General features: G+C 67.9%; 26 protein-coding genes. 21 read left to right on the top strand and 5 right to left on the bottom strand.

Features of this window, described 5'->3' with window-relative positions; all coding sequences use genetic code 11:
- The first annotated feature begins 97 nt into the window (after positions 1–97).
- Complete coding sequence (locus tag AB0L65_RS59215) at positions 98–1,300, top strand: acyltransferase (RefSeq protein WP_364265808.1); 1,203 nt, start codon at positions 98–100, stop codon at positions 1,298–1,300.
- A 31-nt stretch (positions 1,301–1,331) separates the two neighbouring features.
- On the opposite strand, the gene AB0L65_RS59220 is transcribed toward AB0L65_RS59215, so the two are convergent.
- The 3 genes from AB0L65_RS59220 to AB0L65_RS59230 form a co-directional block, all read right to left on the bottom strand.
- Positions 1,332–1,829 (bottom strand): gluconokinase, encoded by a 498-nt coding sequence (locus AB0L65_RS59220; protein ID WP_364265810.1) that lies wholly within the window; start codon positions 1,827–1,829, stop codon positions 1,332–1,334.
- Between the two features lie 68 nt (positions 1,830–1,897).
- On the bottom strand, positions 1,898–2,992 hold the full coding sequence (locus tag AB0L65_RS59225; protein ID WP_364265812.1) for a D-2-hydroxyacid dehydrogenase: 1,095 nt from the start codon (positions 2,990–2,992) through the stop codon (positions 1,898–1,900).
- A 7-nt stretch (positions 2,993–2,999) separates the two neighbouring features.
- Positions 3,000–3,716, bottom strand: a complete 717-nt coding sequence (locus AB0L65_RS59230; RefSeq protein WP_357754311.1) for a FadR/GntR family transcriptional regulator — start codon at positions 3,714–3,716, stop codon at positions 3,000–3,002.
- Between the two features lie 259 nt (positions 3,717–3,975).
- Here AB0L65_RS59230 and AB0L65_RS59235 point away from each other — a divergent pair, with 259 nt between their 5' ends.
- From AB0L65_RS59235 to AB0L65_RS59295, 13 genes are all read left to right on the top strand, one after another.
- A complete protein-coding gene (locus tag AB0L65_RS59235) occupies positions 3,976–5,142 on the top strand; it encodes an ABC transporter substrate-binding protein (protein WP_364265814.1) in 1,167 nt (388 codons plus the stop codon).
- 92 nt (positions 5,143–5,234) lie between these two features.
- Entirely contained in the window at positions 5,235–6,071 is an 837-nt protein-coding gene (locus AB0L65_RS59240; RefSeq protein WP_364265816.1) for a sugar ABC transporter permease, read from the top strand.
- Positions 6,068–6,946, top strand: coding sequence for a carbohydrate ABC transporter permease (locus tag AB0L65_RS59245; RefSeq protein WP_364265818.1), 879 nt, complete (start codon positions 6,068–6,070; stop codon positions 6,944–6,946). Before AB0L65_RS59240 ends, AB0L65_RS59245 begins: the two co-directional genes overlap by 4 nt.
- Entirely contained in the window at positions 6,943–8,550 is a 1,608-nt protein-coding gene (locus AB0L65_RS59250) for an alpha-amylase family glycosyl hydrolase (RefSeq protein WP_364265819.1), read from the top strand. Before AB0L65_RS59245 ends, AB0L65_RS59250 begins: the two co-directional genes overlap by 4 nt.
- A 136-nt stretch (positions 8,551–8,686) precedes the next feature.
- Positions 8,687–10,243 (top strand): histidine ammonia-lyase, encoded by a 1,557-nt coding sequence (hutH, locus tag AB0L65_RS59255; RefSeq protein ID WP_364265821.1) that lies wholly within the window; start codon positions 8,687–8,689, stop codon positions 10,241–10,243.
- Positions 10,170–11,792: a 4-hydroxyphenylacetate 3-hydroxylase N-terminal domain-containing protein gene (locus tag AB0L65_RS59260; protein ID WP_364265823.1), complete on the top strand. Its 1,623-nt coding sequence runs from the start codon at positions 10,170–10,172 to the stop codon at positions 11,790–11,792. Before hutH ends, AB0L65_RS59260 begins: the two co-directional genes overlap by 74 nt.
- A gap of 51 nt (positions 11,793–11,843) precedes the next feature.
- Positions 11,844–12,398 carry a flavin reductase gene (locus AB0L65_RS59265; protein ID WP_364265824.1) on the top strand — a complete coding sequence of 185 codons (555 nt, stop codon included), beginning with the start codon at positions 11,844–11,846 and terminating at the stop codon, positions 12,396–12,398.
- Positions 12,399–12,402: 4 nt separating this feature from the next.
- A complete protein-coding gene (locus AB0L65_RS59270) occupies positions 12,403–13,344 on the top strand; it encodes a LysR family transcriptional regulator (protein ID WP_364265826.1) in 942 nt (313 codons plus the stop codon).
- The gene (locus AB0L65_RS59275; protein ID WP_364265828.1) at positions 13,319–14,212 is read left to right on the top strand and encodes a fumarylacetoacetate hydrolase family protein; all 894 of its coding nucleotides are present in this window, start codon (positions 13,319–13,321) and stop codon (positions 14,210–14,212) included. Before AB0L65_RS59270 ends, AB0L65_RS59275 begins: the two co-directional genes overlap by 26 nt.
- Positions 14,209–15,660 carry an amidohydrolase family protein gene (locus AB0L65_RS59280; protein WP_364265830.1) on the top strand — a complete coding sequence of 484 codons (1,452 nt, stop codon included), beginning with the start codon at positions 14,209–14,211 and terminating at the stop codon, positions 15,658–15,660. The genes AB0L65_RS59275 and AB0L65_RS59280 overlap by 4 nt, the downstream gene beginning before the upstream one ends.
- Positions 15,657–16,163: a RidA family protein gene (locus AB0L65_RS59285; protein WP_364265832.1), complete on the top strand. Its 507-nt coding sequence runs from the start codon at positions 15,657–15,659 to the stop codon at positions 16,161–16,163. The genes AB0L65_RS59280 and AB0L65_RS59285 overlap by 4 nt, the downstream gene beginning before the upstream one ends.
- Positions 16,160–16,996 carry an alpha/beta fold hydrolase gene (locus AB0L65_RS59290; protein WP_364265834.1) on the top strand — a complete coding sequence of 279 codons (837 nt, stop codon included), beginning with the start codon at positions 16,160–16,162 and terminating at the stop codon, positions 16,994–16,996. Before AB0L65_RS59285 ends, AB0L65_RS59290 begins: the two co-directional genes overlap by 4 nt.
- Before the next feature lie 54 nt (positions 16,997–17,050).
- Positions 17,051–17,629: a TetR/AcrR family transcriptional regulator gene (locus AB0L65_RS59295; protein WP_364265836.1), complete on the top strand. Its 579-nt coding sequence runs from the start codon at positions 17,051–17,053 to the stop codon at positions 17,627–17,629.
- 19 nt (positions 17,630–17,648) lie between these two features.
- Here AB0L65_RS59295 and AB0L65_RS59300 read toward each other — a convergent pair whose 3' ends face one another.
- The gene (locus AB0L65_RS59300; RefSeq protein ID WP_364265838.1) at positions 17,649–18,245 is read right to left on the bottom strand and encodes a DUF2218 domain-containing protein; all 597 of its coding nucleotides are present in this window, start codon (positions 18,243–18,245) and stop codon (positions 17,649–17,651) included.
- A 233-nt stretch (positions 18,246–18,478) separates the two neighbouring features.
- Here AB0L65_RS59300 and AB0L65_RS59305 point away from each other — a divergent pair, with 233 nt between their 5' ends.
- The 7 genes from AB0L65_RS59305 to AB0L65_RS59335 all read left to right on the top strand — a co-directional run bounded on the left by AB0L65_RS59305 (position 18,479) and on the right by AB0L65_RS59335 (position 22,950).
- Entirely contained in the window at positions 18,479–19,261 is a 783-nt protein-coding gene (locus tag AB0L65_RS59305) for an alpha/beta hydrolase (protein ID WP_364265840.1), read from the top strand.
- 99 nt (positions 19,262–19,360) lie between these two features.
- The gene (locus AB0L65_RS59310) at positions 19,361–19,798 is read left to right on the top strand and encodes a hypothetical protein (protein ID WP_364265841.1); all 438 of its coding nucleotides are present in this window, start codon (positions 19,361–19,363) and stop codon (positions 19,796–19,798) included.
- Complete coding sequence (locus tag AB0L65_RS59315; protein WP_364265843.1) at positions 19,791–19,991, top strand: hypothetical protein; 201 nt, start codon at positions 19,791–19,793, stop codon at positions 19,989–19,991. Before AB0L65_RS59310 ends, AB0L65_RS59315 begins: the two co-directional genes overlap by 8 nt.
- A complete protein-coding gene (locus AB0L65_RS59320) occupies positions 19,991–20,251 on the top strand; it encodes a hypothetical protein (protein ID WP_364265853.1) in 261 nt (86 codons plus the stop codon). Before AB0L65_RS59315 ends, AB0L65_RS59320 begins: the two co-directional genes overlap by 1 nt.
- Positions 20,226–20,882, top strand: coding sequence for a GPP34 family phosphoprotein (locus AB0L65_RS59325; protein ID WP_364265845.1), 657 nt, complete (start codon positions 20,226–20,228; stop codon positions 20,880–20,882). The genes AB0L65_RS59320 and AB0L65_RS59325 overlap by 26 nt, the downstream gene beginning before the upstream one ends.
- A gap of 65 nt (positions 20,883–20,947) precedes the next feature.
- Positions 20,948–21,844 (top strand): ATP-binding cassette domain-containing protein, encoded by an 897-nt coding sequence (locus AB0L65_RS59330; protein WP_364265847.1) that lies wholly within the window; start codon positions 20,948–20,950, stop codon positions 21,842–21,844.
- Positions 21,841–22,950, top strand: coding sequence for an ABC transporter permease (locus AB0L65_RS59335; protein ID WP_364265849.1), 1,110 nt, complete (start codon positions 21,841–21,843; stop codon positions 22,948–22,950). The genes AB0L65_RS59330 and AB0L65_RS59335 overlap by 4 nt, the downstream gene beginning before the upstream one ends.
- Positions 22,951–22,979: 29 nt before the next feature.
- On the opposite strand, the gene AB0L65_RS59340 is transcribed toward AB0L65_RS59335, so the two are convergent.
- Positions 22,980–23,171, bottom strand: a 192-nt coding sequence (locus tag AB0L65_RS59340; RefSeq protein ID WP_364265851.1) for a hypothetical protein, incomplete at its 5' end; no start/stop codon positions are given.

The raw sequence follows: 23,171 nt of genomic DNA on the forward strand, positions 1-23,171 counted from the left end.
CGACGCAGGCTACCCGGCCGCTCCGACAAAAGGCCTCCTGACGCCGGCCTGGACGGAGCGATGTGGCGTTGGATCATCACTCCGATACGTTTGGCATATGGTGACGGCCCCTCCGAAAACTCCTCAAGCCGCGCATACTGCGCCTACCCGACTGGCGTGGCTGGACGCGTTGCGTGGCGTCGGGGCGCTCGCGGTCGTGGGAGAGCACCTGACGACCTGGGCCATGCCCTGGTTGCGCCCCACCTCGTTCAATCTGGGCGTGTACGGTGTCTTGGTCTTTTTCCTGGTCAGCGGGTACATCATCCCGGCATCGCTGGAGCGGCAGGGCGGCGTGCGCGCCTTCTGGATCGGCCGCCTCTTCCGCCTCTATCCGCTCTACCTCGCGGTCATCGCCGTGGTGCTGGCCCTGTCGTGGTGGATCCCCGTACGCGACGAGGTGCCCAGGGAGCTCGCGTCGGTGGCCGCGCACGCGACGATGCTGATGGACGCGATCGGCGTGGCCGGCGTGCTGAACACCATGTGGACGTTGTCGTACGAGATGGTCTTCTACCTGCTGGTCGCCGCGCTGTTCGTGACCGGCGTGCGTGACCGCCACGCTCTGCTCCCGGTCCTGTTCGGGCTGATCTGCGCCGTCACCGGCCTGGCTCTGTCCGGCGCGTCGCTGTCGGGCGGGTGGCTGGCCTGGCTGTCGTTCGCCGTGTTCGTCATCGGTCTGGCGGGTGTGATCTCCGGACGCGCGATCACCGTCGGATCATGTGCGCTGGGCGTCATGGCACTGGCCCTGGTCCTGGTGAGCAGCCGCGTCCCGTGGTTCGCCGCCGCGATCCTCGCGGTCATGTTCGCCGGTACGGCGATTCACCGGTGGGAGCGCGGCGACGGCCGGCTGTGGCCGGTGGCCGTCGCCGCCGTCCTGGTGACGGCCACGCCTCTGTGGGCGATCAACGCGGGATGGTGGTGGGTCCAGCCTGATGTGTGGAGCTTGACCATCGTCCTGGCGGGCGTCACCTTCGCCGCTGCCATGGTCTGGCGCACCCGCCGCGTGCCCGTCTTCCTCACCTGGCTCGGGACGATCAGCTACTCCCTCTATCTGGTGCACCTGCCGATCCTGCTCGTCGTCATGGAACTGGCGGGGGAGATGCGCTGGTCACCCCTGCCCCTGCAGATCGGCATCAGCGTGCTCTTCCTCGGTGTGCTCCTCCCGGCCAGCTGGCTGAGCCACCGATTCATCGAGCGGCCCCTGCAGCGATTCGGCCGCCGCCTGGCTGACCGGCGCTCCTCCGCGGCGCCCGTACTCACGTGAGGACCACCGGGTCGGGTGAGGCTCGGCGGCATCAGCAGGGTGGGACGCGGGAGTCGCGCGGCAGGATCTTCTCCATGAGGTTCGCGACCACGCGGTCCGGCTCGTGAGTGCAGTCCACGCGGAACCCCGGTTCGTCCGCCTCCAGCGGCTCGAGGGTTTTCATTTGCGAGTCGAACAGCGCCCCCGGCATGAAATGCCCGGTGCGTGCCTCGATGCGACGGGCGATGAGGTCCGGCGGGGCATGGAGCTCGACGAACACCGCACCCGGGGCCTCGGCGAGAATGGTCTCCCGATATTTCCGTTTGAGTGCCGAGCACGCGACGACCGCCCCTTCCGCTCGTAAGCCGGCGAGAGCGCCTCCGACCGTGACGAGCCACGGGAGACGGTCGTCGTCCGTGAGCGGGACGCCCGAAGCCATCTTGGCCACATTGGCCCGCGGGTGAAGGTCGTCGCCGTCGAGGAAAGGCACTCGCAGCCGCTCGGCGAGTAAGCGGCCGACGGTGGTCTTTCCGGCCCCGGACACGCCCATCACCACAACAAGTGGTCGCAGCGGAAATCCCCTTCCTCGGTCGGACCGGCCGATATCGACCCGCGGCATCAGTAGAACTCGACCGTGTCGACGACGTTCACGAGCTCGTGCCCGTCCAGCAGCCGGGTGGCGTTGTCGGCGAACAGCTCCACGACGGCCGCCTCCTCGTCGACCGCGAGGGCCGCGGTGTGCGGACTGATCAGGACGTTGGGCATTCCCCAGAGCGGGCTCGCGGCGGGCAACGGCTCGACCTCGAACACGTCGAGGGCCGCGAACCCGATCCGCCCGTCCTCCAGCGCCGCGATCAGAGCCGGTTCGTCGACCACGCTGCCGCGGCCCACGTTCACGAACGTGACACCGCGCTTGACCCGTGCGAGCAGCCGTTCGCCCACGAGCCGTCTCGTCAGGTCGGTGCCCGGCAGCGCGGACACGATCACGTCCATCTCGCCGACGACGTCGTCCAATTCGTCGATGCTCACGAACCTGTCGACGTCCAGGTGTTTGGCGTCGGCGTGGCGTGAGGTCGCCGTGACGCTCATGCCGAGCGCGGAGAGAGAGCGGGCGACGGCCCTGCCGATCCCCCCGAAGCCGAGGATCAGCGCCTTCTGCCGGGAGATCTGCCGCGACATCCACCGCTCGCCCCACTGGCGCCGGCTCTTCTGCCGCAGCAGCCGCGGAAGATCCTTGGCGCCGCAGAGGACGCCCAGCACCACGAACTCGGACAGCGGCGAGCCATGCACGCCCGCCGACGTGGTGAACGTGACCCTCTGGAAGTGCGACGGGCTCAGCCCGGCCTTCCCGACCTGCTGACCGCCGCCGGCGGAGGTCGTGTGCACCCACTTCAGGCGCGGATTCGACTGCACCGTACGGGCCAGCGCCGCAGGATCGACGTCGGGGATCCCCAGCAGCGCGTCGGCGGAATCGAGGAGGGCTTCGAATTTTCGCTGCTGCTCCGGAGTCCGCCGAAATCCGGGATCGCCGGAGAAGTCCGCATGGTGTCGGGCAGGCGGCAGCAACGAGGGATCGAACAGCAGGGTCACGCGCGGTTCGCGTTCCAGAATGAGCTGGTAGGACTCCTCGTGAAGGGGGTTGGCGACGGCAACTCGAAGGTTTTTCCGGCCGGGCGGGAGTCGGTCCCCGTCCGGCTTCTTGTGATCGCTCACTCGCCGATCAGCTCTCGACGAAGAGTCGCTGGGCGCGTTTCCACGCCTCCACGGAAGTGTCCATGTGCACCTTCATCGCGTGACGCGCCTTGTCGGGGTCACGCTGCTCGACCGCTCGCAAGATCTCCGTGTGCTCCTTCAGCGCAAGTGAGATCGCGCCAGGCAGCCGATCGGTCAGCTGGCGCGCGTTCAGAAGAAGATCCCCCACACCCTCGAGCACGTTGCGGAACGCCACGTTGTGGCTCGCGACCGCCAGCGCCGCGTGGAAGGCGACGTCGGCGCGGTAGGCGCCCTGCCCGTCCCGGTGTGCGCGTTCGTAGTCGTCGAGGGCGACGCCGATCGCCTCGAGGTCGGCGGGACTCGCCTCGGTCGCGGCCCGCTCGGCTATCGCGGTCTCCAGCACGCGCCGCAGCTCATAGATGTCCCCAACGGCCTGCCCCTCCAGTAATGCGGAGATCGCCGCCGCCTCGACCGCCTCTTCGATCGGGACGGAGGTCACCCGCGCTCCGACGCGTGGGCGCACGTCGAGGTAACCCATGGTCACCAGCGATTGGACCGCCTCCCGGACGGTGTTGCGGCCAACCCCGTAAGCCTCCATCAACTCCTTCTCGCCCGGCACCTTCGACCCCGGTGGATACTGGCCACTCTTGATCTTGAACAGCAGGTCGTCGGCGATCGAGGCCGACAGGTTCCTCCTGGTCACCTTGACACGAGGTTCGATCATGTGATCTACTCCATTCATCCTACAAATAGGATTATTCGGATTCTAGCGAGAATCCCCTTCAACAGCAAACTCCCCGGGCCTGCTCGATTCGTGGCGCTACGACGACATAGCCCAGAAGTAACCAGAGAAAGCGGCAATGATGTTGACACGTGAACGACGTCTGCTCCGTGCCGTCACGGTAATCGGAGCGGGCTCAGCACTGGCCGTAGCGCTCACCGCGTGTTCCGACTCCCAGCAGTCGGCCTCCACCAGTACGGCAATGGATCCGGCGCTGGCCAAGTCCGCGAAGGGAAATGTCACGGTCTGCGGGCCCACGGACTCGTCGGGCGTTTGGAAGGCGACGATGGAGGCCTTCAACAAGGCCAACCCGGGGACGGTGGCCAATTATGTGGAGCTGGGAGCGTCGGCCGACGACCAGCTGCAGCAGATTACGCAGCGAATGCAGACGAAGTCGACGCAGTGTGACGTCGTCCGCCTGGATGTGGTCTGGACGGCGCAGCTGGCCGCCCAGGGCTGGCTCGCGGACATGAGCAAAGTCATCTCGTCCAAGCTGGACAAACTCATTCCGTCCACGGCCGGCACTCTGCTCTACAAGGACAAATACTGGGGTGTCCCGTTCTATTCGAACACCGGTCTGCTCTACTACCGCACCGACAAGACGCAGGCTCCGCAGACCTGGCAGCAGCTCTACTCATATGGCGAGGCGGACGCCAAGAAGGGATTCCTCTACCAGGCCTCACAAAGTGAGTCGCTCACTGTGAGCTTTCTCGAGTTGTTGTACAGCGCGGGCGGCGAGGTGCTGAACGACAAGGGCGAGGTGGCCGTCAATTCGCCGCAGACGGCCGAAGTCCTCACGTTCATGCAGAACGGCATCAACAAGGGCGCCGCGCCGAAGGCGGTGCTGACGTACGACGAGGACGCCACCCGCCTCGCGTTCGAGTCCGGCGCCGGCGCGACCATGCGCAATTACCCCTACGCCTACGCGGCCGGCCAGAAGTCGGCCATCGCCGGCAAGTTCGCCGTGATGCCGCTTCCCGGCTGGAAGACGCCGGGCAACGGCGTCGGCGTGCTCGGCGGCAGCAACGTCGCGGTCAGCACGTTCTCCAAGAACCAGGCGGGCGCCCTCGCGATGATCGACTTCATGACCGGCGACAGCTGGCAGGAGCAGATCGCGGTCAAGAACGCGCTCGCCCCCGCCGTCGCGGCGGCCTACGCGTCCGAGCCGGTCAAGAAGGCGCTGCCGTTCTCGCAGGAGCTGCTGAAGGCGCTGACGAGCGCGAAGGCGCGGCCGGTGTCGCCCGTCTATCCGCAGATCTCGCAGGCGATCTACCAGACCGTGGGGAAGGTGCTCTCCGGAGAGCTGACTCCGCAGGCAGGGGCCTCGCAGATGGCGGACAAGGTCGGCACCGCCCTGAAGACGTTCTGATAGCGATGCGGTTCTTCCGATCCTCGAGGCACCTCTCGGACTCCACCGAGAGGCGCCTCGCGGCGCGTATGGTGGCGCCCGCCCTCATTCTCATGGCCGGCGTCGCCGGCTATCCCGTGCTCTACGCGATCTGGCTCTCGCTGCACCAGTACAGCGTCATCACCCCTGGGCTCTCGCGATTCGTCGGCCTGGGCAATTACGCCGAGCAGCTCACCTCGCGCGCGTGGTGGGAAGCCGTGCGCAACACCTTCCTGTTCACCGCGATCTCGGTCCCGCTCGAGCTGGTCATCGGGATCGGCCTGGCGCTCCTGCTGAACATCGCCTTCCGGTTCAGGACGCTGCTGCGCAGCATCGTGCTGCTCCCGTACGCGATCCTGACGGTCGTGTCCGCCATCACGTGGCGGACCATCTTCGACCCGGACCTGGGCCTCGTCTCCACGATGCTCAGCTCCCTCGGCCTCACCGACGCCGGCGTGGTCTGGCTGGGGCAGAGCGGATACGCGATGACGGTGGTGATCCTGGCGGACGTCTGGAAGACGGCCCCCTTCGTCGCGCTCCTGGTGCTCGCCGGGCTCCAGGTCATCCCCGCCGACCTGCGGGAGGCCTCGCAGATCGACGGCGCCGGCGCTCTGCGGCACTTCTGGAGCATCACGCTGCCCCTGCTGTGGCCCGCGATCGCGCTGGCGATGATCTTCCGTACGCTCGACGCTCTGCGCGTTTTCGACCTGCCGTTCGTGCTGACGCGTGGCGCCTACGGCACGGAGACGATGTCGGTCCTGGCCTACCAGACCTTGCGCGGCAACCAGCTGATCGGCGAAGGATCCGCGGTGTCGATCCTCACGTTCGCCATCGTCATGTTCGTGTCCTTCGTCTACATCCGCTTCGCCGGCGGCAACATCCGATCGGTCGTCAAGGGAGGTTCGCGATGAGCAGCACCGCCACCGGCCGGCAGCCGTCGCCACGGCGTAGGGCCCGACGGCGCGGTCCGGAGCACAACCCGCTGGTCTGGTGTGCCATCGCCGTCGTCATGGTCTTCTCGATCGTGCCGGTCTACTGGCTGGTCAACACCTCGTTGAAGGCCGGGCCCGACCTCTCGACGGCGAGTCTCACCCCGCCGCGCCCCACTTTCGAGAACTACCTGGCGGTGCTCGGCGACAGCCAGTTCGTGGGGGCGCTGGTCAACTCCGTCATCGTGGCGACGACGACGACCCTGCTCGCGCTCGCCGTCGCGTCGTTCGCCGCGTATCCTCTCGCGCGGCTCAGGATGCGCGGCAAGTTCCTCATCCTGAGCATCGTGCTGTCCGTGACGACCTTCCCGGGCATCGCGATCGCCGCGCCGATGTTCTCCCTGTGGAACGATCTCGGGCTCTACAACACGCTGGTCGGGCTGATCATCCCCTATCTGACGTTCACCCTGCCGTTGTCGATCTACACCCTCGTGTCCTTCTTCAAAGAGATCCCCGTGGAGCTCGAGGAGGCGGCGTACATCGACGGCACGTCCCCGTTCCAGGCCTACTACAAGGTCATCCTCCCGCTGGCTGCCCCCGGCATAGCCACCGTGGGGATCCTCGCGTTCATCTTCGCCTGGAACGAGTTCCTGCTCGCGGCCACGCTGACGTACAGTCCCGAGGCCCGCACCGTCCCCGTCGCCATCGCGTTCTTCACGGGCGCGAGCGAGTACGAGCAACCGCTCGGCACGATCAGCGCCGCGTCCGTGATCATCTCGATCCCGCTCGTCCTCCTGGTTCTGGTCTTCCAGAGAAAGATCGTGTCCGGCCTCACCGCGGGAGCAGTCAAAGGATGAACGCCCAGAACGGACGGTGGTGGCGCGAGGGCGCCTTCTACCAGGTGTACGTGCCGTCGTTCCAGGACGGCGACGCGGACGGATTCGGCGATCTGCGGGGTGTGGAGCGGCGCCTCGACCACATCGCGGCACTCGGCGTGACCGCGGTGTGGCTGAGCCCGATCTATGCGTCGCCGCTGCTGGACTTCGGTTACGACGTGTCCGGTCACACGGAGGTCGGGACGGTGTTCGGCGATCTGGCCACCTTCGATCGCGTCGTACGAGGGGCGCACGATCGAGGGCTGCGGGTCGTCCTCGACTACGTGCCCCAGCACACCTCCAGCGAACATCCCTGGTTCCGCGACGCGCTGTCGAGCCGTGACAGCACGCACCGGGACTGGTACCTCTGGTACGATCCGAAACCGGACGGCAGCCCGCCCAACAACTGGGCCTCCGCCTTCGGCGGCCCCGCCTGGACCTTCCACGAGCCGACCGGGCAGTACTACTACCACGCGCACCTGCCCGAGCAGCCGAGCCTGAACTGGCGCAACCCGGCCGTCCGGGAGGCGATGTTCGAGGTCATGAGGTTCTGGCTGGACCGCGGGGTCGACGGGTTCCGCGTGGACGCGGTGTGGCGGCTCATCAAGGACGCGCAGCTGCGCGACAACCCGATGATGGAGGACGACGGCGAGTCGTTCGAGATCGGCGGCGCGGCCGCGCACACGACGGTCCGGCAGATCCAGAAGTACACCGCCGACCAACCCGAGCTCCCGGGCCTGCTCGCGCAGATGCACACGGTCGTCGACGAGTACGACGACCGGATGCTGATGGGTGAGCTCCACCTCAAGCTCGAACGCGTCGCCGCCCTCGGCACGCGGGGGCTGGACATCGCGATGAACTTCTCCCTCATCGACACCCCCTGGAACGGCCTCGACCTGGCGACACTCATCCAGCGCTACTACGCCGCGCTCCCGCCCGGCTCGCACCCCAACTGGGTGCTGAGCAACCACGACAGGTCCCGGCTCGCCAGCCGCATCGGGACGGACCGCGTCCCCGGCGCGCTGGCCCTGCTGCTCACGCTCAAGGGGACGCCGACGCTCTACTACGGCGACGAACTCGGCCTGCCCGACGCCCCGGTCGACGCCGGGCGCGCCCGCGACTGCGCCGAACTCCGCGCGCCCGGCCTCGGACTCGGTCGGGACCCCCAGCGGATGCCCATGCCCTGGGAGGCGACGCCGTCGCACGCCGGATTCACGCCCGACGACGTCGAGCCGTGGTTGCCCATACCCGCGTGGGCAGGGCAGTTCAGCGTCGAGAGCCAGGAGCTCGACCCCCGCTCCCTCTTCTCCCGCGTCCGGGAACTTCTGAAGCTCCGGCGAGAGCTGGCCGTGTTGCGTCAGGGCGGCATCACTGTGCTCTCCGCCGACCCGGACCATCTCGCCTACCTCCGTGGCGACGGCGAGAACTCGCTCGTCGTGGCGGTGAACCTTTCCGACCGCGACCAGACGGTCGCGTTTCCCGGGTCCCGGAGCACGCTCTGGTCATCGCATGCGACCGTCGGCGAGGGAGACCGGCTGCCCGGTGCGGTCACTCTCGCGCCTTTCGAGGCGCGACTCCTGCGGTGACAGCCCGGGGGTCGCGTGTGCCGGCCAGGCTCGGCAAATAAGTTTCTGTGATGGAGTAATCCCCAGACATTATTCGCTTTTATGGGTTGAATCCGGCCACCATTGGGCGTGTCACCAATCACGCAGGGGAGCGCCGGTGTTGCTCACGATAGGTCCGGGGAACAACAGCCTGGCCGGCTGGCGAGAGATCTACTTCGCCCGCGACCCGGTAGCGGTGCGCCTGAGCGATGCGGCCCGAGCCTCCGTCGAACAGTCGTACGCTCTGGCTCTGGACCTGCTCGAAGCGGGCGCACCCATCTATGGCGTCAACACCGGCTTCGGAAGGCTGGCGACCCGGCGGATAGCGGAAGCGGACCTGGAGCGCCTGCAGGAGAACCTCGTCCTGTCGCACACCGTAGGCGTGGGCGAGCCGTTGCCGGACTCCATCGTCCGTCTGATCCTGTGCCTGAAGCTGGCGGCGCTGGCTCGGGGGGCCTCCGGCACCAGGCCCGTCGTGGCCGACACGTTGATCGACATGTGTGACCGTGGGGTTCTCCCGGTGATCCCGGCCCAGGGATCGGTCGGCGCTTCCGGTGATCTTGCGCCGCTCGCGCACCTGGCCGCCGTGATGATCGGGCGGGGGACGGCCAGGTTCGACGGAGAAGTGCTTCCCGGTCACGAGGCGATGCTGCGGGCGGGGATCCAGCCGCTCGTGCTCGGCCCCAAAGAAGGGCTGGCGCTCCTCAACGGGACCCAGGTGTCCACCGCGCTCGCGCTCGCGGGACTCTTCGAGACCGAGAACGCCCTGGCCGCCGCACTGGTCACCGGTGCGATGTCGGTCGAAGCCTCGCTCGGCTCCACTGCGCCGTTCAGTCCTGCCGTGCAGGAACTGCGGCCGCACCCAGGGCAGGTACGGGTTGCGGCCCTCCTCAGACAGTTGCTCCCGACCGGAGATTATCGGGAGGCGAGTGTCGGCAACCGTATCCAGGATCCCTATTCGGTGCGTTGCATGCCGCAGGTTCTCGGCGCCTGCCTGGACCTCGTCCAGCAAGCGCGTGCCACGTTGGAGATCGAGGCCAACAGCGTGACGGACAACCCCCTGCTGATCGCGGAGTCCGGTGACGTGGTGTCCGCCGGGAATTTCCATGCCGAACCGGTGGCCTTCGCGGCCGACATGCTGGCCATCGCTCTTTCGGAGATCGGTGCCATGTCGGAGCGGCGCATCGCCTTCCTCACCGACCAATCATTGAGCGGGCTCCCTGCCTTCCTCACCAACACCAGCGGGTTGACCTCGGGGTTCATGAGCCTGCAGATCGCTGCCGCCGCGCTGGCCTCCGAGAACAAACAGCGAACGCATCCGGCGTCGATCGACAGCATTCCCACCGCGGGCAATCAGGAGGACTTCGTCTCCATGGCCACCCACGGCGCGCGGCGGCTGCTCGACATGGCCGGAAACACGTACTCCATCATCGCCGTCGAATTGCTCGCCGCCACGGAAGGCATGGACCACCACGCCGGAATGCGGTCATCAGCCCGGTTGGAGAAGGTGCGTGAGCTGGTGCGCCACCATGTGCGGCCGATGCGGGACGACTGGGAATTCTCTCAGGCGGTGACGTCGGCAGGCCAATTGGTACGCAGCGGTGACATCACCGAATGCGCCGGATTGCGCGAGGACATCCGCCTCCCCCTCGAAAGGACGATCCGTGAATTCTGAAACTGTGCCGACCGGCATAGGCGACCGGCGCAGCAGCGGCTCCAGACCGTTCACCGGAGAGGAATATCTGGCATCCCTTCGCGACGGACGGACGATCTATCTCAATGGGGAGAAGGTCTCCGACGTGGTGAGCCATCCGGCATTCCGGAATACGGCACGGTCGGTCGCCCGGCTCTATGACGCGCTGCACCTGGATGAACATCGCGAAGTCCTGACCACGCCGACCAACACCGGCAACGGCGGTTACACGCATCGCTTTTTCCGGCCGGCCGGATCGGCGGCCGATGTGCGCGCGCAGCGTGACGCGATAGCCGCATGGTCACGGATGACCTACGGCTGGATGGGCCGGACTCCGGACTTCAAGGCCGCATTGACGAACACGCTGGGCGCGAACAGCGATTTCTATGGTGATTTCGCGGAGAACGCGCGCCGATGGCACCACTGGTCGCAGGAAGCGGTGCCGTTCATCAACCACGCGATCGTCAATCCACCGGTCGATCGCGGGAGGCCCGCGGAGACCGTCAGGGACGTGTACGTCAGGATCGACGAAGAGGTGGACGGAGGGATCATCGTCTCGGGCGCCAAAGTCGTCGCCACCGGGGCGGCCCTGTCACAGGTCAGCTTCGTCGGGCAGAGCGGATCGTCCGACGCCGCGGACCCGAGCATGGCCGTCATGTTCATGATGCCGATGGACTCACCGGGCTGCACGCTCATCTGCCGGACGTCGTACGAACTCAACGCCACCAGAGCCGGGTCGCCATTCGACTATCCCCTCTCCAGCCGCTTCGACGAGAACGACTCCATCCTGGTGCTGGACAAGGTGTTCGTCCCGTGGGAGAACGTCCTGGTCTACCGGGATGTGGACCGCGTCCAGCGCTTCTACCGCGAGTCCGGTTTCATGCAGGGTTTCTGCCTCCAGGGTTGCACGAGGTACGCGGTCAAACTCGACTTCATGACGGGGCTCGTCGCGCGGGCGCTCAGCATCACCGGGGGCGATGCCTTCCGTGGCAATCAGGCTCTGCTCGGCGAGATCGTCGGCCTGCGCAACATGTTCTGGGCTCTGTCGGACGCGATGGCGGACGGCGCCCAGCCTTGGGTCAACGGAACGGTGCTGCCGAACCTGCAGTCCGCCTTCGCCTACCGGGTGTTCGCGCCTGACGCCTTCCCCCGCGTGCGCGAGATCGTCCAGAAGATCGTCGCGTCCGCGCTGGTCTACCTGCCGTCGTCCGGTGCCGATCTGCTCGACGAGCAGATCGGTCCGTACCTCGACCGCTACGTCCGCGGATCCAACGGCGTCGACGCCAACGAGCGGATCAAGATCATGAAGCTCCTGTGGGACGCCGTCGGGACGGAGTTCGCGGGTAGGCACGAACTCTACGAACGCAACTACGCCGGCAATCACGAGGAAGTACGCCTGCAGTGCCTGCGCTCCGCTCAGGGAACCGGGGTCATGGCGTCCCTGGACGACCTCATCGAGCAGTGCACGCACGACTACGACGAACACGGCTGGCGTTCCGAGCCGTGGTCCGCGCCCATCCTGCAGCAATGACCATGGACAGGAAGAAGGTGAGCCTCAGTGCCGCAACCGACAGAGGCCGGCATGGCCTTCCGCGAAGCGATGGCCCTCGTCGCCTCGTCCGTACATGTCGTCACTACCGTCGCGGACGGCAATGACGCCGGCATCACCGCCACGGCCGTCTGCTCCGTCAGCGACGCACCCCCCAGCCTGCTGGTCTGCCTGAACCGCCGTAGCTACGCGCACAGCCTCATCGCCAGCAGCGGCATTCTGGCCGTGAACACCCTCTCCTACGACCAACTCGCCCTGGCCGCCGAATTCGCCGGACAAGGCAGCCGCGCCATGCCCGCGCGTTTCGCCCATGCGGCCTGGAGGCGCGGATCGACCGGCGTCCCCTTGCTGGTGGGGTCTCTCACCAGCTTCGACTGCCGCGTCTCCCGCTCCATGGTGATGGGCACCCACGAGATGTTCGTGTGCGCGGTCATCGACATCGTCCGCTCTCCGGACCGTTGGGGGCTCGGTTATGCCGGACGCCGATACTTCAGCGTGGATCTGGAGCCGGCCGCCGCACGGGCCGATCAGATATGCGCGTGCGGGCTGCCTCTGGAGGGCGATGGCTCACACGTGGGACAGGCTTGAGCGCATGTTCGACATCCGACTCCTTCAGACACTGCTCGCGGTCGCCGAGCACAAGAGCTTCGTGCGGGCGGCGGAGACCCTCCATGCCACGCAGCCCGGCGTGTCACAGCACATCGCGAAGTTGGAGGCGCACTTCGGCGTCAAGCTCTTCACGCGCGGGGGCGGCCAGGTGGAGCCGACGGCGGCCGGCAAGGCCATCCTGAAGCAGGCTCACATCGTCCTGACATCGATAAAGCGACTCGAGAGCGAGGCGGAGGCCTGGGCGCAGGGATACGCGGGAACCCTGCATGTCGGCCTTTCCTCCGCCGTGCTGGCGAGCGACATTCCTGCGCGCCTGAGAGAATTCAAACAAGCACATCCGCAGTTCCGCTTCGAGGTCACCGTCCGAAGCGCCGACGAACTCGGCCCGATGCTCGATCTCGGCATGCTCGACGCCATGCTGACCACTCTGCCCTCGCACGAGGACGAGCACCTCAGCCACCAGATCGGTGAGCAACGACTCGGTGTCGCCGTTCCCCCCGATCACGCGCTCGCGTCGCGCGCATCGGCCGGCATCGAGGAGTTCTTCGACGAAAGCTTCATCGTCGTGCCCAGAGATCTGCATCGTGAGCTGCACGACAAGCTCATCGCGCGTTTCCAGAACGCTGGACGCGCGCTCCACATCGCCGCCCAGGAAGTGGCCTTCCCCAGCGTGCTCGCACGAGTGGCGCTCGGCGAGGGCGCCGGTCTCGTGCCCGCGCGGTTGGCCTACCACGGGAGCGGCGTGGCCATCGTCCCCCTCGACGAGGATTTCGTCCTCCCCATCTACTACGTGACGCGTGGTGACATCCACAACCCCGCGGAACACCTGCTCTTCGACCATCTTGAAGCCGCACCCTCCCAGTCCGCGGAACCGGCGGCCACACGAGAGGACACCCCCGATGAGACTCGCCAGGGTCCTGACTGACACCGGCCCGCGGATCGCGGTCATGACCGTGGCCGGCGACCACCCGCGGGCGACGCTCCTGGAGGCGACCCGGTTCGCTGATCTCTTCCTGGACGGCGGCTGGAAACACACAGCGAGGTCGGCGGCGCGTCGCGGCGAAGCCGTCACGGATCCGGTGCTGCTGAACCTGGCCGACGAGACCACGCGCATTTTCTGTGTCGGCCACAACTATCGCCGGCACATCCAAGAGATGGGCCGCCCGCTGCCCGAACACCCCACCGTCTTCTTCAAGATGAGCACGGCCACCGTCGGCCCGATCGACGACATCCTGCTGCCGACATCGTCCGCCGCGATGGATTGGGAGGTCGAACTGGCCGTCGTCGTGGCGGACGAGCTCCACGACGCCCCGGAGGAACGCTGCCGTCAGGCCATCGCGGGCTACACCCTCATCAACGACGTCACGGCCAGGGACTGGCAGCACCGCACCAGCCAGTGGTTCACGGGAAAGAACTTCGAGCGGACCACTCCCATCGGTCCCGTCATCGTCACACCCGACGACCTTCCCCAGGACCGTACGGGCCACGTCGACATCGAGATCAGCTGCGAGGTCAACGGCATCACCCGCCAGCGCGCTCGAACCAGCGACCTGGTCTTCCCCGTGCCGTCGCTGCTGGGCTACCTCTCGAGAAGTGTGGGGCTGCGTCCCGGCGACATCGTCGCCACCGGCACTCCTGGGGGAGTGGGCGCCGCGATGAACCCGCCCACCTTCCTCCAGCCCGGCGACACGGTCCGAACCAAGGCGGCTGGAATCGGAGCCTGCGTGAACCACTGCCGCCGACGCCCCAGGCCACGTGACCGGAACCAGCGAAACATCGGAGGGACATCGTGACAAGTTCGTGGTTGCTCCTCAAAGGCGGCCATGTCGTCGACACCGAGTCGGGGACGGTCCGGCAGGACCAGGACGTCCTCATCCAGGACACGACCATGGTGAAGATCGCGCCCGACATCGACCTCGCCGAAGAAGTACCGCGTGGAGAAGCGGTCGAACAGATCGACGCCCACGGCAAGTACCTGTCCCCGGGCATGATCGACATGCACTGTCACATGACCTACGGGGAGAGCAACGCGCAGGAGGAGCAGGACCTCTACACCAGCGTGGAACTGCGCACGCTGATCGCGGCCGCGAACCTCCGCAAGGTGCTGCGCGCCGGCTTCACCACGATCTCCCAGCCCGGCGGCAGCTACTACATCGGAGTCGGGCTCCGCGACGCCCTGGTCAGCGGGTTGATCCAGGGGCCGCGGATGCACACCGCGGGCCGCTATCTCACCACCAGCAACGGGCTCACCGACTGGTACCCGGATCACGTCGGCGTCCCCGAGGGAAGCATCGGCGTGCTGACCAACACCGTGGACGAGATGGTCCGTGAGATCCGCCACCAGGTGAAGAACGGCGTCGACCTCATCAAACTCGCCGACAGCCCTTACGGCGAGTACCAGGCGTTCACCGACGACGAAATGGCCAGGGCCGCGGATCTCGTCCACCAGCTGAAACGCACGATCACCATTCACGCCCGGGGCTCCGCGGAGGTCTCGGCGGCGGTTCGCGCCGGCATGGACTGGATCATGCACGGCAACTCGATGACGCCCGAAGTCATCGAGGAACTCGCCGATTCCGGCATTCCCCTCGTGCCCACCCTCCTCCTGCTCGCCAACCTCGCCGACTACGGCGGCAGCGTCGGCGTCGCGGCGCACGTCCGCGACAACGTCAAAAGGCTGCTCGACCGGACCGCCCACACCCTGCACGACGCCCATGACGCCGGTGTCACCTTCATGGTCGGTACGGACAGCGGCTTCGCCGTCACGCCATACGGCGAATGGCATGCGCGAGAGCTGCAGCTCCTGCGTGAGTTCGCCGGCCTGTCGGCAGCCGAAGCCCTGCGGGCCGCCACGACCGTTCCGGCCAGGGCGCTCGGGATGGAAGGCAAACTGGGCACCATGCGGGTCGGCGCGACAGCCGACGTGCTCGTGCTCGAGAGCGACCCGCTCCGGGACCTGTCCGTCCTGCTCAAGCCCGGCGGCATCAACGCCGTCATCCAAGGCGGGCGCCCGATCGACAGCTCCGACCAGGAGCAGGAGCAACGGTGGCACAACCTGCGCTCCCGCACGCTCTCGCACGGCACCGTCCTGCGCCGTGACTTCCTGGACGGCATGTCGCCGGCCACGGCCGTGACGAACGGGCCTGGCGTCAAGGATCCCGACCTCACGGAGGTCTTCCACCTGGTGAAGCGTTTCGAGCGCGACGCCGTGATCGACATCGACGAACAGGAGAAGGCATGATCGCACGTGCTCACACGCCGCAGGTGGTCCGCGAGGACTCCGTCCAGATCCAGGAGGCGCACGGATTCCGCTTCGCCGATGGCGCGGTGCCCGCGGGCTCCCTGACGTACGCGCCTGCCAGCGTGGTGAGCGTCGGGACCGCCAGGTTCGTGTTCGTCTCCGGGCACACCGGCACCGCCCCCGCCGGCCCGGACCGCGACGGGCAGACGGAGCCGCCCCTGGCGCAGGAGGTCTCCCGTCAGAGCGCCGCCGCCCTGACCAAGATCGAAGCGGTGCTCCACTCCCTGGGCGGCACGATGGACGACGTCGTCCGCGTCCGCGTGTACGTGCGGGCTCCCCTCACCAAAGAGGTCTTCGAGGCGATCCACGATGCCCGGCGAGCCTTCTTCGACGGCCCCCGTAAGCCGGCCAGTACGTTGGTCCGCATCGACGCACTCGTCCGGCCGGACGCGCTCATCGAGATCGATGCCGATGCGGTGATCACCGACAGTCCTGACGCATGATCATCAGTTACCCCATCCAGACCGCGGGCATCCGAAGCCGGATCCTGGAATCCGGAACCGGCCCACGGGAGATCTGGCTCGTCCACGGCATCGGCGGCCGCGCCGACCGTTGGCGCTCATGCCTCGAACCACTCGCCCAAGCCGGATATCGGGTGCGCGCCGTCGACCTCCCCGGACACGGATTCGCCTCCCGTACGGACGACTTCCCCTACACCGTGGCGGGCTTCTCGGCATTCATGTGCGAGACCCTGGCACACCATGCCGACGGAGAGCCGATCACCCTGATCGGCACCTCTTTCGGCGGACAGGTGGCACTTCGCACGGCGCTCGATCTGCACGCCGGACCGGACTCGCCATCCCTGCACGCTCTGGTGCTGAGCGCCCCCACCGGGATATGCCCGCTTGGCCCGGAGGTGCGCGCAGGACTCGCCGATCGCCTCGCGCAGACGGATCGCGAGACGGTCCGGTCACGTCTGGCGTTCATGACCGGGATGACCGGTGCCGACCTGGACGTCCTCGTCGAGGAGGAATACCGGATCGCCACATTCCCCGGAACGCCCCTCGCCATGCGGCGGCTCGCCACCATGGTGCGCGAGGAGCTGGACGCCCAGCCGCTGCTCGAGTCGCTCGCGCGGCTCGCACGGACGCTACCCGTCCTGCAGATCTGGGGCGAAGCCGACCGTTCGATCTCATCGGAGATCGGCCGGCGGATCGCCCAAGGCGTGCCCGGGATGTCGTCTGTGCTGCTTCCCGGGGTGGGGCACATGCCTTACGTGCAGGCGCCCGAGCTCTTCAACAGCGAGATCCTCAGGTTCCTCGGCCGGCACGCATAGCAACCCGGCGGCGAGACCTCAGCCGGCCCCTGTGTCGCCTCGTACACTGGCCGGGTGCCCAAACTGTGGAACGAGACGATCGAGGCGCACCGCCGTACCGTGCATGACGCGATCCTGGACGCCACAGTGGAGCTGGTGGGCGAGCGGGGGCTGCTGGCGGTGACGATGTCGCAGATCGCCGAGAAGACCGGCATCGGCCGGGCCACGCTCTACAAGTACTTCCCCGACGTCGAGACGATTCTGGTGGCCTGGCACAACCGCCAGGTCGCCGGGCATCTGGAGCACCTCGTACGGGCGGGGGAGCGTGAGGCCGATGCCGGGCAGCGGCTCGAGGCCATGCTGGAGACGTACGCGCTCATCCACCAGCAGATGGCAGGGCACGGTTTCAGCCCCGACCTCGTCACCCTCCTGCACCGATCGCACGACGCCGGCCACGCCCGGCAGCAGCTGCACGCCATGTTCCGCGATGCGCTGGCCGATGCCGTGCGGGCCGGCGTCATACGTGACGACGTGGCGGCGGACGAGCTGGCCACGTTCTGCCTCCACGCGCTTCAGGCGGCCGGCGCGCTTCCGTCAAAAGCCGCTGTCCAGCGGCTCGTCGCACTCACTTTGGCCGGGTTGCGAGCCCGCTGAGCCGGACGCCCGCCCGGTCTCAGCGGGCTTTGGCGGATGGACGGCGGCGGCGCCAGACGTGGGTCGCCACAAGGGCCGCCTTCACCAGGAGGGCCACCAGGACGACGTCCGCGCCCAGTCCGGCCCAATGCGGAATCGCCAGAACGCCCGCGGCCAGGCCCACGTGCACGCCGACCGCGACGAGGGCGGCCACCGTGAGACCGAGCACCGTGTGCCGGCCTCGACGCGGCGTGGCCTTCGCCACGGCGGGCGCCGTTCCGGCGTTCGCGTCCGTACGGCTCCAGTCCACGGCCAGGCTGTCCCTCCTGCCCATCCGCGTGATGTTCCTGGTGAGGAGGGTCTGGAGGCGCTGCAGCCCGTCCTCGTCCTCGGCCTCGATCCGTAAGGTCAGGGCCTCGGCAGTGGCCTCCAGGACGCAGGATCCCCCGTCGACGGTGATGGTCCCGCTGGTCTCCGACCACTCGGCCTGGACGTTCTTCGGCCTCTCGCTGCCCATGTGCCGGTCGCGGCCGGGGTGAGCGGGGAAGCCGTGACCCATCTGGGTGGCGTGGCGGCATAGCTGGGCGAGGTATCGGCCGGCGCGTTCGGTTGCGACGCGGGCTTCGGCGGTCGGCATCGGCAGTCCTTTCGGGATTCGGTGAGGGTCGGATTCTGGTGAGCGCGGCGAGCCGGGCCAGGACGCCGTCGGGGATGCGGCCGCCGGGCTTCGAGGAACGCCGATGGCGTACGGCCGGCGTTCCTGTCATGACGCTGCCTCTCTGTCTCGACCTGGAACAGGTCGTACTATATACATACACTCTGTATCGCAAAATTCCGCAACACCGCGAACAGATGAGGAGCGCTGGACACGTGAGCACGCTCGAAGTCCCAGGAGCCCGTCTCTACTACGAGACCCACGGGAGGGGCCCTCTCCTCCTCCTGATCACCGGCGCCCCTGGCGTGGCCGACGTATATCGAGCCGTCACCCGGCATCTGACCACCCACTTCACCGTCGCCAGCTACGACCGCCGCGGCTTCTCCCGCAGCCTCCTCGAAGGCTCGCAGGACTACGACCGCCGCCTGGAAACCGACGCCGACGACGCTCGCCGTCTGATCGAGCACCTCGGCGCCGGGCCGGCGATCGTCTTCGGCGCCAGTTCCGGAGCCGTGGTCGGACTGGAACTCCTCGCCCGCCACCCCTCTGCGATCCGCACGCTCATCCCGTACGAACCGCCCGTGACGCGACTGCTCTCCGACGGCGACACATGGGTACGGTTCTTCTCCGAGGTCTACGACCTCCATCGGCGCTCCGGTCCCGAGCCCGCGATGACGCTGTTCCGGGAACGCACATTCGCCCCCTACGACCAGCAGTACATGGCCAACGCCCCGAGAAACGACGCCAACGCCGCCTACTGGTTCGAGCACGAGCTGCGCCAGTACCCGCCGGCCCCTCTCGACCTTGCCTCGCTCGCGGCGCGCGCCGGTCGTGTCACTCCCGCGGTCGGCCGCGAATCGCGCGGACGCCCCTGTTACGAGGCGACCGTGGCGCTGGGCACGCGTCTGGGCCGCGACGTGGCCGAACTTCCCGGCGGCCACATCGGCTTCGTCACCGACGCCCCGGCATTCGCCGCCGCGCTCGTCAAGTCGCTCTGACGGGCGCGGAGGGGCGGAGCTCTGACCCGGCCTTCCATAGTCGCCCAAAAAGTGATATCACTTTGCTAGCAAGGTGAAGTCACATAGAAGGGGTGGACGATGGCGAACGCATCGGGTGAGGCCGTACTTGAGGCCGCCGTCGTGGACATGCCCGCACCGCGCACGAGCGAGCACCCGGTGCGGGTGGCCAACGGGTTCGTGATGCTGGGGGTGGCGACGGGGCTGGACCTGGCCGGGATCGCGCTGCTCGTCGTGGGGATCGTCCTGCTCGCCGCGGGGGCCGGGCAGGACGGCATGTGGGTGGTCATCGCGAGCAGCCTGATGATCCTGCTCGGGCTCTTCATGTCCGTCGGCCTCACCGCGGTGGCGCCGGGGGAGGCCAGGGTGGTGCAACTGCTCGGCCGGTACGTCGGCACCCTGCGCACCCCCGGCTTCCAGCGGGTCAACCCGATCACGGTGCGCCGGCGCGACGGACGTGACGAAGGTCAACGAGGGCGACCCGATCCAGATCGCGACCGCGGTGTTCGAGGTGGATGACTTCGTGGAGTTCGTGGCCATCCAGGCGGAGACAGCCGTGCGGCACATCGCGGGTGTCTACCCGTACGACGCGCGCGGCGAGCCGCGGCTGTCGCTGCGGGACAACGCCGACGAGATCAACAACCTGCTCGTGGTGCTGGTCGGCGACCGCGACACCCGGTCGGTGGTCAACACCGGCACGCTCTACCAGTAATCGCCGTGGAGCGGAAGAAGATCCTGCTGCGGCTCGACCCGGTGGTCCACGACGCGCTGGCCAGGTGGGCCGCCGACGACCTGCGCAGCACGAACTCGCAGATCGAGTTCCTGCTGCGCAAGGCCCTCTCGGAGGCGGGTCGCCTGCCCGACAGCGTGGGGCGGATGCGCCCGCGCGGACGGCCGAGGAAGGCCCTAGAGGACGACACAGATCAGGAAGAAGGGGAGCAGGCGGATGGAGACGCAAGTGAAGCAGGGTGAGTCACTGACCCGATCGGCCTTCCTACTGGCCTTGGACCTGCGGAAGGAGAAGCTGACCCAGCGGGGAGACCTGGGCTACCTGCTGCGCGCGGCCACCCTCGCCGAGCTGCTGCGGGCGGGCAACCTGGCGGACGAGTCGGGCAAGGCGCGGGCTCTCACCGCCCCGGCCGCCGAGCCGGGTTCCCTGCGGGCCGTGGTCTGGGAGCAGATCTCGAACTCGCCACCCCGCTCGTGGCGGCGGTGGGTGCAGAAGCACAACGGCAAGGCGGTCCGCCTGGTACGCGACGAGCTGGCGGCCGCCCGGATGATCACCGTGGAGCGGCGCCGGATCCTGCTGTTCCCGGTCGAGCGGATCACGCCGCGCAAGGCGTACCTGTCGCGCAGGCTGGCCGAGCGCGTCGGCCAGGCCATCCGCGGCGGGCAGCCGGTCGGGCTCCTGGATGAGGACGTCCGCGTCCTGGCGGCGCTGGCCACGGCGGCCCGGCTCAAGACGGTGGTTCCCTCCTGGCGGGAGGCGCGTCTGCGCCGGGACCGGATCGAGCAGCTGTCCGCGCCCGTCGAGCCGATCGCGACCGCATTGCGCAAGAGCGTCGAGCAGGCCAGGGCGGCGGCGGCGAGCGGGGGCGGCTGACATGACGCGTCACGGCGGCTCATCGCACAGTTCTTGACGGCACCCATGATGAAGGAGAGCACCTGATGCTCGAGATCGGCGAGTTACACAAGCGCTTCGCGGGCGGACCCGACGCTCCCGACGGCAAGATCGCCCTGGACGGGATCAGTTTCGCCGTACGGCCGGGGGAGATGTTCGGGTTCGTCGGCGCGAACGGCGCGGGCAAGACGACGACCATGCGCATCGTGATGGGTGTGCTCCAGGCCGACTCCGGTTCGGTGAGCTGGCAGGGCCGCTCGCTCGGCTACGACGACCGGCGCCGCTTCGGCTACATGCCGGAAGAGCGCGGCCTCTACCAGAAGATGCGGGTCGCCGAGCAGATCGAATACTTCGGCCGCCTGCACGGGATGAGCGCCGCCACCGCCAGGAAGGCCACCGAGGACCTCATGGAGCGGCTGGGCGTGGCCGAGCGCAGGAACGACCCGGTGCAGGCGCTCTCGCTGGGCAACCAGCAGCGCGTGCAGCTCGCCATGGCGCTGGTGCACGACATCGAGGTCCTGGTGCTGGACGAGCCGTTCTCCGGACTCGACCCGATCGCGGTGGACGCGCTGGCCACCGCTCTACAGGAACGGTGCAGGGGCGGAGTGCCGGTGATCTTCTCCAGCCACCAACTGGAGCTGGTCGAGCGGCTGTGCGACTCGGTCGGCATCGTGTCCGCCGGGCGGATGGTGGCCTCGGGCACGGTGGCCGACCTGCGCTCGGCCGAGGACGACACGCTGCGGGTGGTCGTCCGCGATCCGTCCCCCGGCTGGGCGGACGGCCTGCCCGGCACGGTCACCGTGTCCGGCGACCGGCACATTCTGCGTACGACGAACGGCGACGACCAGGAGATCCTGCGCCGCGCCATCAAGGCCGGGCACGTCGAGCACTTCGGCCACGAGCGCCCGACCCTCACCGAGATCTTCAAGGAGGCCGTGGCATGAACGAGTTGATGCTGGTCGCCCGCAGGGAGATCGTGACGCAGCTCCGTACGAAGGCGTTCGTCACCGGCCTGATCATCACGGCCGTGCTGGTGGCGGCCGTCTCCTTCGCGCCGAAGCTGCTCGACGGGCCTAATTCCTACACCCTCGGCACCGTCAACTCCCAGCGGCTGCCGCTGGAGGCCGCCGCCCCGGACTCGGAGTTCACCTGGCGCGCGTTCTCCGACGAGGCCGCCGCCAAGCGGGCCGTGCTCGCAAAGGACGTGGACGCGGTGCTGGTCAACGGCACCAAGGTGCTCACGGACGGGGAGATCGACGACCAGCTCGGCGTGCTCCTGCAGAGCGTCAACCGGGAGGCGAAGCTCGGGGCCGCAGGCGTGTCGATCCCGCCGCTGAAGATGGAGTCCGTGGGCGCCGACACCCGCTATCAGGCCGCGCGCACCGGGCTCGCCGTGGTGCTGGTGATCGTGCTCTTCATGATGCTCATCGGCCAGGTCGGGATGGTGGCCATGGGGGTGGTGGAGGAGAAGGGCAGCAGGATCGTGGAGATCCTGCTCTCCACGCTGCGGCCCTGGCAGCTGTTCGGCGGCAAGATCGTCGGGCTGGGCGCGGTCGGCCTGATCAACCTGGTCACGATCCTGACGGTCGGCCTGACCGCCGCCATGGTCTCAGGTATCGCCGGCGACTTCCCGCCCGGCATGCCGGGGCTGGTGGCCGGGGTGGTGGTGTGGTTCGTCCTCGGGTACGCCTTCTTCGCCACGCTGGCGGGGGCATTCGCCTCGCTGGTCTCGCGCCTGGAGGAGGTCAACAGCGTGCTGACGCCGATCATCATGGTGATCATGGTGAGCTACTTCGTGGCCTTCTACGCCACCATCGATCCCACGGGTACGCTGGCCATGGTCATGTCGTACGTGCCGCCGTTCTCCTCGATCGTCATGCCGGTGCGGATGGCCGCGACCGAGGTGCCGCTGTGGCAGGCGGGGCTCGCCACGGCGGCGATGGTGGCGGCGGTGCTCGCGGCGCTGGCCTTCGGCGCCAAGGTGTACCAGCGGGCGGTGCTGCGGACGGGCGCCAGGGTCAGGCTCGGCGACGTGGTGCGCGTGCGCTGAATGGGACGATCTGACCAAGACCGCCCGTGTCACCTCGGGCAGCTTCGGGGGCCGCTGTCCTGCCCGGCGCCGAGGAGGGTGACCTGGGCTGCAGGGGTTTCCGGTGCCATGGCGGCGGCCGTGCAGACGATCTGGTCGATGGCCAGTGCGGGCAGTCGGCTTGGCGGGGTGGACAGGGTCACCACCAGGTTGCCGGTGGGTTCGGCGATCATCGAGAACGG

The sequence above is a fragment of the Nonomuraea sp. NPDC052116 genome, from assembly GCF_040680035.1.
GTDB classification, from domain to species: domain Bacteria; phylum Actinomycetota; class Actinomycetes; order Streptosporangiales; family Streptosporangiaceae; genus Nonomuraea; species Nonomuraea angiospora_A.

Coding starts and splice junctions, on each gene's coding strand:
- AB0L65_RS59215 (WP_364265808.1), top strand. CDS start 98: ATGGTGACGGCCCCTCCGAAAACTCCTCAAGCCGCGCATACTGCGCCT.
- AB0L65_RS59220 (WP_364265810.1), bottom strand. CDS start 1,829: ATGGGCGTGTCCGGGGCCGGAAAGACCACCGTCGGCCGCTTACTCGCC.
- AB0L65_RS59230 (WP_357754311.1), bottom strand. CDS start 3,716: ATGATCGAACCTCGTGTCAAGGTGACCAGGAGGAACCTGTCGGCCTCG.
- AB0L65_RS59235 (WP_364265814.1), top strand. CDS start 3,976: ATGGATCCGGCGCTGGCCAAGTCCGCGAAGGGAAATGTCACGGTCTGC.
- AB0L65_RS59240 (WP_364265816.1), top strand. CDS start 5,235: ATGGCCGGCGTCGCCGGCTATCCCGTGCTCTACGCGATCTGGCTCTCG.
- AB0L65_RS59245 (WP_364265818.1), top strand. CDS start 6,068: ATGAGCAGCACCGCCACCGGCCGGCAGCCGTCGCCACGGCGTAGGGCC.
- AB0L65_RS59250 (WP_364265819.1), top strand. CDS start 6,943: ATGAACGCCCAGAACGGACGGTGGTGGCGCGAGGGCGCCTTCTACCAG.
- AB0L65_RS59265 (WP_364265824.1), top strand. CDS start 11,844: ATGGCCTTCCGCGAAGCGATGGCCCTCGTCGCCTCGTCCGTACATGTC.
- AB0L65_RS59270 (WP_364265826.1), top strand. CDS start 12,403: ATGTTCGACATCCGACTCCTTCAGACACTGCTCGCGGTCGCCGAGCAC.
- AB0L65_RS59275 (WP_364265828.1), top strand. CDS start 13,319: ATGAGACTCGCCAGGGTCCTGACTGACACCGGCCCGCGGATCGCGGTC.
- AB0L65_RS59285 (WP_364265832.1), top strand. CDS start 15,657: ATGATCGCACGTGCTCACACGCCGCAGGTGGTCCGCGAGGACTCCGTC.
- AB0L65_RS59290 (WP_364265834.1), top strand. CDS start 16,160: ATGATCATCAGTTACCCCATCCAGACCGCGGGCATCCGAAGCCGGATC.
- AB0L65_RS59300 (WP_364265838.1), bottom strand. CDS start 18,245: ATGCCGACCGCCGAAGCCCGCGTCGCAACCGAACGCGCCGGCCGATAC.
- AB0L65_RS59310 (WP_364265841.1), top strand. CDS start 19,361: ATGGCGAACGCATCGGGTGAGGCCGTACTTGAGGCCGCCGTCGTGGAC.
- AB0L65_RS59325 (WP_364265845.1), top strand. CDS start 20,226: ATGGAGACGCAAGTGAAGCAGGGTGAGTCACTGACCCGATCGGCCTTC.
- AB0L65_RS59330 (WP_364265847.1), top strand. CDS start 20,948: ATGCTCGAGATCGGCGAGTTACACAAGCGCTTCGCGGGCGGACCCGAC.
- AB0L65_RS59335 (WP_364265849.1), top strand. CDS start 21,841: ATGAACGAGTTGATGCTGGTCGCCCGCAGGGAGATCGTGACGCAGCTC.